Below are 10,627 nucleotides of genomic sequence, written 5' to 3' on the forward strand. Positions count from 1 at the left end.
GTAGGGGTTTTTTGTTTTGCCTGGCTCAATTTAGGTTAAAAGTGCGGAAGTCGGGGGATTGCACTCCCTTTTGTCGGTTCCTTTAATGGTGAAAGGAAAGGCCATTGGTGTCATTAATGTCTACAAGTCCACTCAATACGAGTTTACCGAAGAGGAAGTACATCTCCTCTCTAGTCTGGCTGATCAATCAGCCATTGCCATCGAAAATGCCAGGCTCTACGAAAAAATGGTAACTTTACAGGAAGAGATTCGGCGAGTGGAGAAACTGGGGGTACTGGGAGAACTGGCCATGGAAATGGCCCATGAGATCAGGAATCCTCTGACCATCATTAAGATGCTTCTTTACGCTCTTCCGGTTGATGACAGGAAGGATCTCACCGTCATTGAAGGGGAGATTGATAGAATAAACAAGATAGTGAGCCAATTTCTAAATTATGCTCGTTCCGAAGGACCCCAATGGCGAGACGTGGATATAAATCAGACTCTGGATAACACTTTGCTGCTGGTCAGCCACCGTCTTAATCGACAAAAGATCCATCTGGAGAAAGAGGCAGATCCTGATCTACCTTTCCTTAAAGGAGATCCAGATAAGATAGGACAGGTCTTTTTGAATCTGGTGATCAACGCAGTAGAGGCTATGCCCGAGGGTGGAACACTCAATATTTGCACCAGGAACACAGGGCAGCATATTCTTGTCGAGATAGCGGACACCGGTCAGGGGATTTCCCAGGAGATGAAAGAGAAGATATTTCTTCCCTTTGTGACCACCAAGAAGGGCGGTCTGGGGTTGGGTTTACCCATAGTTCGCCGAATAGTAGAAGAACACAAAGGAGAGATTTCCGTGGATGGCCAGGAAGGGCATGGCACGACCTTCAGGGTGTGGTTTCCTCTAGAGAGAGGGATATAAGATGAAGATACTGGTTGCAGATGATGAACCGAATATCCATTACTCCTTCAAAAGAATACTTTCACCCGACCACGAGATCATCTCAGCCAGCTCTGGGCAGGAGGCCCTGCTGAAGACAGAAAGCCACAGGCCAGATCTGGTCATAATGGATATAAGGATGCCTGGCACCAATGGACTGGTTACTCTGAAGAAGATCAAGGAGATAGATGCCCGGCTGCCCGTAATCATAGTGACTGCCTACGGAACTATGCAGACAGCCATTGAGGCCATGGGGCTTGGTGCCTATGAATACATGCTCAAGCCTTTTGATGTAGGGCAAATGCGTAAAATTATTGACAAAGCTCTGGCTGCGGGCCAGTTGATGAAGAAAACAGTTTCTTATCCTCCTCTGGCTGGAACAGCGAAAGAGGAAGACCTGATTGTGGGTAGCTCAGCCCAGATGCAAGAGATTTACAAGATGATCGGCCAGGTAGCTGGAAAGGATGTTACGGTATTGTTACGGGGAGAGAGTGGCACCGGAAAGGAACTGGTAGCCCGGGCCATCTACCAGCACAGCAAAAGGTCTGATCAACCTTTTGTGGTGGTCAACTGTGCGGCTATACCGGAGACCCTCCTGGAGTCCGAGCTCTTTGGTTATGAGAAGGGAGCTTTTACCGGGGCGGAGGAAAGGAGAATTGGTAAATTTGAGCAGAGCAATGGCGGAACCATGTTTCTGGATGAGATAGGGGATATGTCTTTGTCTACCCAGACCAAGATATTGCGGGTCATCCAGGATGGGGAATTTACCAGACTGGGAGGAAAAGAACCTGTCAGGGTAGATGTGAGGCTGATTGCAGCTACTAATAAGAATCTGGAGGTAGCTATCCAGGAGGGCAAGTTTCGGGAGGACCTTTATTACCGGCTAAACGTGATTTCCATTTATCTGCCACCTTTAAGGGAGCGGAAGGAAGATATTCCCGCTTTGGTTAGATAACAAATGCGTGGGCTGCTGGATGTGCATCATGGTCTGCCCCTTTGGGGTGATAAAGAGGGACGTGGAAGGCAGGAAGGTCGCTTCAAAGTGCGACCTGTGTCTGGGAGAGGAGATTCCCGTCTGTGTGGCTCACTGCCCCAACGAAGCTCTCCTTTTCGAGGAAAGGGAAAATTTGGAACAGGCCTATGAAAAAGTGGGCTAGAGGAGCAAGGTAATTTGATGTCATTCGGGGACCGCACCCTCGAACTATGAAAATGGGGAAGCTATAAATAAGATGAAATACCTTATCATTGGCAATTCAGCAGCAGCAGCGGTGGGAGCAATAGAGGCGATCCGCAGCCAGGATAGAACAAATCCCATAACGGTCATTTCCGATGAGCCCTATCTTGCCTATTCCCGACCTTTGATCTCCTATCTGCTGGCTGGTCAGGTCAGCCAGGAGAACATGTTCTACCGGGAAAAGGATTTCTATGAAAACAACCGGGTAGAGGCGAGGTTGGGAGAAAAGGCTATCTCCGTGGATCCTGAAAGTAAAAGCATTACGCTAGAGACAGGAGAAAAACTCTTTTTTGACAAACTGCTCCTTGCCACTGGCGGTACCCCCATTTTTCCCGAAGTAGAGGGAAGAGATTTAGAGGGCGTATTTACCTTTACCAGATGGGATGATGTACAGAAGATTATGGAGTTTATGGCTCGAAATCGGATCGAGAAGGCTGTAGTGGTCGGAGGCGGGTTGATCGGGCTGAAGGCTACCGAGGCTCTGGTGGAGAGGGGTATAAAAGTGACTGTGGTGGAGCTCGCCGACAGGATCCTGAGCATAACCTTTGATCACAAGGCCGCCGCTATGGTAGAGGGATACCTGAAAGAAAGAGGAGTAAACATAATTACCGACAACACAGTGAGCTTGATCAAAGGAGATAATTCCAAAGTCGAAAAAGTCATATTGAAAGACCAAAGAGAAGTTCCATGTCAGTTGCTCATATTTGCCATAGGAGTCCAGCCCAACGTAGATTTAGTTAGAGGTACATCCATCCGGGTCAATAGAGGTATTGTGGTCAATAAGTATCTGGAGACCAGTGTCCCGGATATCTATGCCGCAGGCGATGTAGCCGAGGCTTTTGACCTGGTTATGGGCATTGATCGCCCCATCCCCATCTGGCCCAGCGCCTATATTCAGGGCACTGTGGCTGGTTACAACATGGCCGGCCTGCCCCGGGAGTACGGAGGGTGGTTCGCCATGAACTCGGTGGATATCTGCGGCCTTCCCACCATTTCCGTAGGTCTGACTGTCCCTCCCGAAGACGGTTATGAAATATTGGAAGATCATCATCCTCAGAAACTCACTTACAGGAAGATCGTGTTAAAAGATGAGCTGGTAGTGGGAGCTATTTTTATTGGCAAAATCGACCGGGCGGGGATAATAACCGGCCTTATTAAAGATAGGGTCAAGGTAAGTGGCTTCAAACAACATCTTTTGCGCGAGGATTTTGGCCTGGTCTGGCTGCCCAAAGAGTACAGAAAGCACATGGTCTCTGGCGTAGGAGTGGAAGTATGAGGATAGATGCCAGAGGTCTTCACTACCAAGAGCTCAACCAGCGAGTCCGCCGGGCTGTGGAGTCAGGAGAAAAAGAGATTGTTCTTGATAATGTTAACGGTCAGCGCTATATCGGTGCTGGACTCCGAGTGCAAGCCAATATCATTATTAACGGAGTGCCCGGAAACGATCTGGCCTCTTTTATGGATGGACCGCACATAGTGGTCAACGGGAACGGCCAGGACTTAATAGGCAATACCATGAACAGCGGCAAGGTAGTGGTCCACGGCGATGCGGGAGACGTGATAGGCCATTCCATGAGGGGTGGCAAAATCTTCATAAGGGGCAACGTGGGCTATCGGGTCGGCATCCATATGAAATCTTACCAGGACCTATTTCCGGTAATTGTGGCCGGGGGAACAGCCAGAGATTTTTTGGGAGAGTACATGGCCGGAGGGGTCCTGGTTCTCCTGGGTCTGAATAGAGAGAAAAGTCCTCTTGCCGAAAACATCGTGGGAAACTATGTAGGCACCGGTATGCATGGTGGTACTATCTACATTCGGGGCCAACTGGAAGACTATCAACTGGGAAAAGAAGTAGGCCGCCAGAAACTGGCCCAAGAAGACTGGGAGGAGCTGGAAGCCTACCTGAAGGAGTTCTGCAAAGAGTTTTCCCTGGATCTGGAAGAGATATTACAACAAGAATTCACCAAACTTATCCCCTACAGCCATAGACCTTATGGCAAGATATATGCCTACTGATCAACTTGTTACACCCTATTTATCTGATATAAAAACTGAACTTGTGCTATACTTTTTATAGATGACGCTTGAGGAGAAGAGATGGTTAAATGAGAAAAAGTTCCCTAACTGGCAGAAATTGCCTGATGGGGGCAGAATATATTGGCTTGAAGTGAAAGGGAAACATGGGTGGAGAGCAAGATACGTTAAAGAAGTGGATGCTATGGAAGAAACACTTAAGTTTTATCAGGAAATCTATGATGGTAATGGTAATTTAATAGAAATTCACGAAAAATTCCCTATGGATAAGGGTCATAGGGAAGTAGAGGATGGATAGCGATGATTTTAACAAGGAAGTTACTTGCAGATGTGCTTATAAGATACATAAACCGGGAGATAGACTTACCCAGCGTTGTTAGCTGGGCAGAGGATATGATAAGAGAAGCTAACTTTGAGAACGGGAGTTTTGAAATTATAAGAGAGATCCTTGCTCGCATAGGACTTGCGGATGTCCGTGAATTTGGTCTTACATGGGACGATTGTTATGACTACCTTCATAAACTGGGCTATGATGTGAAGGTAGAATTACTAGAAGTATAGTACGTTGCCCATACATCAGCGGGTTATCGTGTCATCTTTTAGAAAGAGATAACTTTGTCAGAATCCAAAACCCACTGAACCAGGTCTCTCATCGAGGTAATCTCAGCCCCTTCCAAGACCTCACTCTGGCTTAGTGACCGTTCGGACGCGCAGACTCCGCAGATCTTGACTTTGGCCCCTTCCTTTATAGCAGCCTTAAGAAGTTCCTCGCAATTTGGCATCCTTTCATCCAAGAGAGCCGGCATTTCAGGGGGTTTCTGGCCTTTCTTGGCCACAAAGACAGAATCTTCAAAGAGAAATAGATTTACCGAATGTCCCTCATGAAGCGCAGCCAGCACGAATCTGAAGGTGGTGTATAGCCTCTCTTTCCCGTAGGGGGGCTCTCCGACTACCACAGTAATAGTTGCCATATCGTTCTCCTTCTATGACAAGCTGTGACCACCCAATTCACATTGCTGTTATTCAATCGGGTGTATATTTTGCGCAGAACCCCAAGATATTCGTCAAGGCGCAAGGAACCACTTCCAAAAAGCAGATTCGGGTAGCCACTGCTTCAAAAACTAAGAATGCGGATTTTGGTTTGCAAATTTCTCAATTCTGATTACCTGAACATTCTCCAGATAAATAATGCCTGCATATTTTGACAGATATTTGTCACACACATTTTCCATAATCAAGCGCGCTTTTTCTTCATTGGACACAATAATTTCAATCCGTACATTCTCGCCCAATTCACTAAGACCACCTGACACAGACCGTATCCCTCGTCCGCCTTCACCGGTGATATCTTTGTAGATAGTAAACCCTTTAACTCCAAGCGATTTGAGCAAGCGGAGAATGCTGCTTTCGATTATGGTTTCAGTGATGATAACAACCTTCGTGGCATTTTCTAATTCCACAGATTTCACCCCCTAACCGTGATTCACTTTATCAGGGGAAAAGGCCTGCTGCCATGACGGCGATCTGGTAATAAAGGGGGATACCAACTGTCACATTAAAGGGAAAGGTAATTCCCAGAGCAATTCCAAAGCTAAGTGAAGGGTTAGCCTGGGGTAAGGCGGTACGCATTACAACCGGCGCTGATATATAAGAAGCTCCTGCTGCCAAGACTGAAAAAATAGTTGCACCTCCGGGACTTAAACCGATAGCCGTGGCCAGTAGTATTGCTGCAAGTGCATGTAGGGGAGGCATGAGTAGAGCGAAGGAAAAAATATGTTTATTAACTGTTTTTAATTCACGCAACCCGACAGTGGCCAGCAAGCCCATATCCAACATAAATAGCGTTATGACCCCCGGAAATAGCGTGTCAAAAAATGGCATCACACTTTTTATCCCTTGTGCTCCGTTGATAAAGCCAATGATAAATCCCCCCAGCAGTAAGACACTTGGCTTTGAGGTTATAGCTTCACGCAAGATGGCGGAGATATCAAGGCCATTTTCGTTATTATTGTTAATAGCCCTCACACCTGCCCTACCTAAGACGATAGCTGTAATCAGCGCCGCTGTGTCCGTAAAAGGATACAGGGCTGGTATAAATCTCTCAAACGGCACCTTCATCTGATCCAGGAAGACAATACACGCCGCCAGGGTGACGCTGCTGACAGCTCCATAATGACCGGCAATAGAACCGGCATTAGACGGGTCCAGGCTTAATATTTTTCTGCTCTTCTTTTTTCTTAGCTCGGCTCTTCTCTTGCCGCATCTCACCTCTTCTCAAGGGAAGATACCTCCAGGGTCCTCTCTTTTTCCATCTGGTCAATAAGAGCAAGTATTTGCTTATTTATTTGGGCTATTGTGGCTCGCTTCTTTCGCCACTGGCGATAATTGGTGGAGAGCTCTTTGGCCCTTAGCCAATGTTGCTTCTTAATGAAGATCATCCTGGTCTTGCCCCCCTGGCTTACGGAGAGATAACAAAAAGGCCCGTGTAGCTCCCCCCTGGTGCACCGACACCCTGGCTTGTTGCAGGCTTTATATTTCTGCACCAGGGAACCTTTAAGCAGAAACTTGCGGGAGAGTACCCCGGCCAGCTCCTTTTCCAGGCCCCATCTCTCCCGGCTTAAGCGGCCCATCTCCTGGCGCATCCTACTTATATCTAAGCTCATTTCAGGACTGCCTTATTTATTTTCACAGACCTGATACTAGATCAAAAAGAAGGAGTTGTCAAATCTCCTTTAAATTCTTTCCAACTCCTTCTCCAAAACCCTATTTCAGTAGGCTTTTTAAGAGAGTTATTTCTTATGGTGAAATTTCAGTATTTCTGGCTCACCGTTTGGCATTTTGCTCACTTATAGATCCAATATCGGGCTTAGTTCCCAATGCTGGCACTGGCCAAAGCTTCCTTGGGGCAGATTGTCACACACAACCCACAGCCTTTACAGCGGCCTTCATTTACAGCTACCTTTTTGACTTCCTTGCTAAATTTAAGAACATTTGGCTCGGGGCAGATAAAGATACACAGCTTGCACCCGGTGCATTTTCCATCTTCCAGCTTTACCGCAACATACATAGGCTACCGGCCTCCTTTTTTTTGATGAAATACTCTTGCACAGCCTCACTGGCTTTGTGCACAACTTCCATATTTCTGTCTACCAGCTGGGTCACTTGGGCAAATTTGCTCTTCAGCACATCGTCAAGGGCAGCAGTAGTGGCCGAAGCCAGGAATTTCCTGCCGCCGAACCGTTCCGCCAGAGACTCCCTGATAGCCTCAACAGAAACCAAGCGGGTAACACCCACTAACCCTCCCAGCATCGCAATATTGGTGGAAAGCTCAGTTTCTGCCACTTGTGTAGCAATCTGGGTGGCGGGAAGATAAAACAACCTGGCATTTAATTGCCCTAATTTGGTCAGATCCTCTTTGCTCAGGTCAAGCGGTTGCTCAGAATTGATGATGAGTATTCCCTCTGGTTGCAAGCCGTCAAAAAATGGCATGGTGTAGCACTTCCCTAAAGTAATCACATGGGGATGAAAAATCATGATAATATTCGGGTAGAGAACTTCTCCCCGCTCATCAATCTGGCTTGAAGAAATCCTCACATAGCTTTCTGCAGGAGCCAGGCGTTTTTCCGCACCAAAGAAGGGATTAACCGTACTTACTAAACCTTCCAGGGTGGTGGCGACCCCCAGAATATGGGCGGCTGTGACTACACCCTGACCACCTAAACCGGACATGCGGATACTTATTTTCCTGTTCATTACTTTTTGCCCTCCTCCAGTTTGGTTAGTAATTTCTGGGCCTCCAGGGTGATGTATTCCCTGGTCTGAAACGTCCCTTCCTTTTCCCGTTGCTTTATTTTTGCCACTGTTTCCTGGGGCTTAAACTTATAATTGGTCGGGCAGGGGCAAAACACCTGCAGATAAGTGGGGCCTATCTCCCTGGCAACCAGGATGGTCCGCCTGACCATCTTTTCTAAAGGCCTGGGCTGTGCCGGTGAGCCTACTGCCACATAAGCACAACCAACCTCCCGGGCGATTTCTGGCAAGGAGATCTTGGGAAACTTTTTCCCCTTGGGTGCCATATAGAGCACTGTCCCCTGGGGAGACATGCCGCTCTCCTGGCCTCCCGTGTTGGCGTAGGCCTCATTGTCCAGCATGATGGTGGCAATGTTCTCCCTTCTGAACCATGAATGCATCACCATGTCCAGGCCAATATCGGCGGTTGCCCCATCTCCAGCGATAGCCACTACATCTTTGGTTTTTTCGGGAAATCTAAGTTTTAAAGCTCTTTTCAAACCGGAGGCCACGGCATTCTGATTACCAAAAAGAGAATGAATGTTATGGACGCCCACCTGTGGAAAAGCTAGAGAGCTGCACCCGGTGGAGCCTACGATTATGGTATCCTCGGGATTAGGTAGGGAGGCCAGGATCAAGCGCAGGGAAAGAGCCAGTCCACAACCGGCACAAAGCGGATGTTCTTCGAGCAATTCCTTGAAAGTTCCCAAATCAGAGACACCAAGATTTTTCCCATAGGGCCCATCGTGCACCAGTTCCCGATATTCGGCTGGCATTATGTCTTCAAAGCCGGGAGAGATCTTAAACAGGTTTTTATTCATTGAGAACACCTCCTGATTTCGGCTAAAATCAAGTGGGGGGGCATAGTCATACCGCCGAATACCCTGGGTCCGCCTACCACTTTGGTATTATCCTCAACAACTGATTTTATTTCTTTGCACAGCCAGCCCACCCGGTTAAATTCCGGAACAATAACCGCCTTGGCCTTTTGAGTAAGTTTTCTGATTTCCTCTTCTGGAAAGGGGCGAATACTCTTGATCTTTACCAGGCCGGCATTTAAACCTTCCTGGCAGGCTAAGGCGATAGCTTCCCGGCTCTGGGACACCGCTGTTCCGGAAGCTATAATGAGGATCTCAGCCTCTTCATTTTCCGTCTCCACCAATCCGCCTAAATACTTATGGATGTGTTTCCGGGCTCTTTCCGCCGCCGCCAAAATTTCTTGCTGCCAGGAAGCATGGGCGGCATAACTGATAAAGTTACTCTTCATCACAAAGGGGTCCCGCATGTGCCTTACAGGGACATTCTCCATATCCATTACCGGAACAGGAGAACTATATGGATTATAGGGGGGCAGCTTTATCTCCGCCGGATCTATCTTTACCTTCTCCCTGGTATGGGTAACAAAAAAACCATCGGCAAATACCCCGACCGGTATGTGGACATCAGGTTTTTCCGCAATAACAAATGCTTTCAGCAGCATATCGTAAAGATCTTGGGCAGTTTCCGCATGAAACATCACGATTCCGGTATGCAGCATGAAGGCCATCTCAATGGTATCCGGCTGGATGGACAAGGGAGAATTTACCCCCCTGGTCATAAAAGCGCAAACAACAGGCACTCTGGCCCCGGCCCAGGCGGGAAATATCTCGAAAGCACGTAAAGTCCCCGGCCCACCAGTGGCAGTAAACACCCGGACTCCGCCCATGGAGGCGCCGGCCACTGCCGACATTACGGCAAACTCGTTTTCGCCCCGGAAATATTCCCGGACATAACCCTCCACATAGAGGTCTCCAACCAAATGCATACTTTCTGACTGGGGAGTAATGGGGTAGGAGATAGCCATGTCAACATTGGCCCTTTTAATCGCCTCTTTAAGGGCCTCACTCCCGGTGATAAACACCTCTTCTCTATCTGCCTGAAAAAAGAGGTATTCGGGTTCCACTATTTTTTGCTCAATCACTTAAACCCCTCTCTCTTTCATCTTTTTTTTAACAATCCCGGACAAACTCTTTATCTCCTGCAGTCCGACATTCCTCATGGTGATCATGGCATCCTCATGCCCCATTTCCGCGCACAGTGCAATGGTGTAACAGTCAGTGCCTCCTCTGATGATCTTAAGGGCTAAATTGGCATAGTGGCAGTGGACTCCCACAAAAGCGCAAACGTCTATCTTATTGTGCCAGATTGTTAAATTCGGATGATTAGGATTGATCTCTACAGCGGGGTTAATCATGGGGTATTTGGGGCGGTAATCGGGCATGGGGATTATCTTGGCCCCCACTGCTTCGGCTAATTCTTTTACTGCTTTGGCTTTTTCCGCTACCCCTGCTTTCCAGTCCCAGAGCAGTAACGGTCCCGGGAAGAAAACCGGATTTTTGGCTGCCAGGAGTTTCTCAGCTATTTTTCCCATAGCTTCTTCTTCTGTGACTATTTTTCCTTCTACCAGGGCCTCCCCTTTCTCAGGCAGCACCACCCCCCTGGAAGCAGCCGCCGGCGGCAGATAACCTTCCGGCCCGGGCAGAACCCAATACTTACTACTGACAGCCATTTAAAAAACCTCCTCAAAAATGATTTAGGCATTACCTTTTTAGGTACCGTTCCGATTTAGTGTGGGTATTTTTGCCCGTTCCGCACCTTGAAAAGCT

15 protein-coding genes and 1 pseudogene are annotated in these 10,627 nt (G+C 47.9%); 7 read left to right on the top strand and 9 right to left on the bottom strand.

Annotation, left to right across the window (positions count from 1 at the left end; translation table 11 throughout):
* Nucleotides 1-58 precede the first annotated feature (58 nt).
* From HW443_RS07175 to HW443_RS07205, 7 genes and pseudogenes are all read left to right on the top strand, one after another.
* Nucleotides 59-907 carry a GAF domain-containing sensor histidine kinase gene (locus HW443_RS07175; protein WP_258189925.1) on the top strand — a complete coding sequence of 283 codons (849 nt, stop codon included), beginning with the start codon at nt 59-61 and terminating at the stop codon, nt 905-907.
* Between the two features lies 1 nt (nt 908).
* Entirely contained in the window at nt 909-1,880 is a 972-nt protein-coding gene (locus tag HW443_RS07180; protein ID WP_176231588.1) for a sigma-54-dependent transcriptional regulator, read from the top strand.
* A pseudogene (locus HW443_RS07185) lies at nt 1,879-2,082 on the top strand (4Fe-4S binding protein); the annotation flags it as partial. The gene HW443_RS07180 and the pseudogene HW443_RS07185, both read left to right, overlap by 2 nt.
* Before the next feature lie 72 nt (nt 2,083-2,154).
* Nucleotides 2,155-3,435, top strand: coding sequence for an NAD(P)/FAD-dependent oxidoreductase (locus tag HW443_RS07190; RefSeq protein WP_176231590.1), 1,281 nt, complete (start codon nt 2,155-2,157; stop codon nt 3,433-3,435).
* The gene (locus HW443_RS07195) at nt 3,432-4,175 is read left to right on the top strand and encodes a GltB/FmdC/FwdC-like GXGXG domain-containing protein (RefSeq protein ID WP_176231591.1); all 744 of its coding nucleotides are present in this window, start codon (nt 3,432-3,434) and stop codon (nt 4,173-4,175) included. Before HW443_RS07190 ends, HW443_RS07195 begins: the two co-directional genes overlap by 4 nt.
* A 61-nt stretch (nt 4,176-4,236) precedes the next feature.
* Entirely contained in the window at nt 4,237-4,491 is a 255-nt protein-coding gene (locus tag HW443_RS07200; protein ID WP_176231592.1) for a hypothetical protein, read from the top strand.
* A 2-nt stretch (nt 4,492-4,493) separates the two neighbouring features.
* A complete protein-coding gene (locus tag HW443_RS07205) occupies nt 4,494-4,754 on the top strand; it encodes a hypothetical protein (protein WP_176231593.1) in 261 nt (86 codons plus the stop codon).
* Nucleotides 4,755-4,792: 38 nt separating this feature from the next.
* On the opposite strand, the gene HW443_RS07210 is transcribed toward HW443_RS07205, so the two are convergent.
* The 9 genes from HW443_RS07210 to HW443_RS07250 form a co-directional block, all read right to left on the bottom strand.
* Complete coding sequence (locus HW443_RS07210; protein WP_176231594.1) at nt 4,793-5,164, bottom strand: DsrE/DsrF/TusD sulfur relay family protein; 372 nt, start codon at nt 5,162-5,164, stop codon at nt 4,793-4,795.
* A gap of 150 nt (nt 5,165-5,314) precedes the next feature.
* A complete protein-coding gene (locus HW443_RS07215; protein WP_176231595.1) occupies nt 5,315-5,653 on the bottom strand; it encodes a P-II family nitrogen regulator in 339 nt (112 codons plus the stop codon).
* Nucleotides 5,654-5,684: 31 nt separating this feature from the next.
* Nucleotides 5,685-6,461 carry a sodium-dependent bicarbonate transport family permease gene (locus HW443_RS07220; protein WP_176231596.1) on the bottom strand — a complete coding sequence of 259 codons (777 nt, stop codon included), beginning with the start codon at nt 6,459-6,461 and terminating at the stop codon, nt 5,685-5,687.
* Nucleotides 6,458-6,856 carry a DUF6788 family protein gene (locus HW443_RS07225; RefSeq protein ID WP_176236497.1) on the bottom strand — a complete coding sequence of 133 codons (399 nt, stop codon included), beginning with the start codon at nt 6,854-6,856 and terminating at the stop codon, nt 6,458-6,460. Before HW443_RS07225 ends, HW443_RS07220 begins: the two co-directional genes overlap by 4 nt.
* Before the next feature lie 203 nt (nt 6,857-7,059).
* Complete coding sequence (locus HW443_RS07230) at nt 7,060-7,260, bottom strand: 4Fe-4S binding protein (RefSeq protein ID WP_176231637.1); 201 nt, start codon at nt 7,258-7,260, stop codon at nt 7,060-7,062.
* Nucleotides 7,245-7,946: a 2-oxoacid:acceptor oxidoreductase family protein gene (locus HW443_RS07235; RefSeq protein ID WP_176231636.1), complete on the bottom strand. Its 702-nt coding sequence runs from the start codon at nt 7,944-7,946 to the stop codon at nt 7,245-7,247. The genes HW443_RS07230 and HW443_RS07235 overlap by 16 nt, the downstream gene beginning before the upstream one ends.
* Nucleotides 7,946-8,803 (bottom strand): thiamine pyrophosphate-dependent enzyme, encoded by an 858-nt coding sequence (locus tag HW443_RS07240; RefSeq protein ID WP_176233221.1) that lies wholly within the window; start codon nt 8,801-8,803, stop codon nt 7,946-7,948. Before HW443_RS07240 ends, HW443_RS07235 begins: the two co-directional genes overlap by 1 nt.
* Nucleotides 8,800-9,942: a transketolase C-terminal domain-containing protein gene (locus HW443_RS07245; protein ID WP_176238021.1), complete on the bottom strand. Its 1,143-nt coding sequence runs from the start codon at nt 9,940-9,942 to the stop codon at nt 8,800-8,802. The genes HW443_RS07240 and HW443_RS07245 overlap by 4 nt, the downstream gene beginning before the upstream one ends.
* Entirely contained in the window at nt 9,943-10,530 is a 588-nt protein-coding gene (locus HW443_RS07250) for a carbon monoxide dehydrogenase beta subunit family protein (RefSeq protein WP_176238022.1), read from the bottom strand.
* Nucleotides 10,531-10,627 lie beyond the last annotated feature (97 nt).

It is taken from the genome of Candidatus Hakubella thermalkaliphila (assembly GCF_013281975.1).
Taxonomy (GTDB): Bacteria; Actinomycetota; Humimicrobiia; order Hakubellales; family Hakubellaceae; genus Hakubella; species Hakubella thermalkaliphila.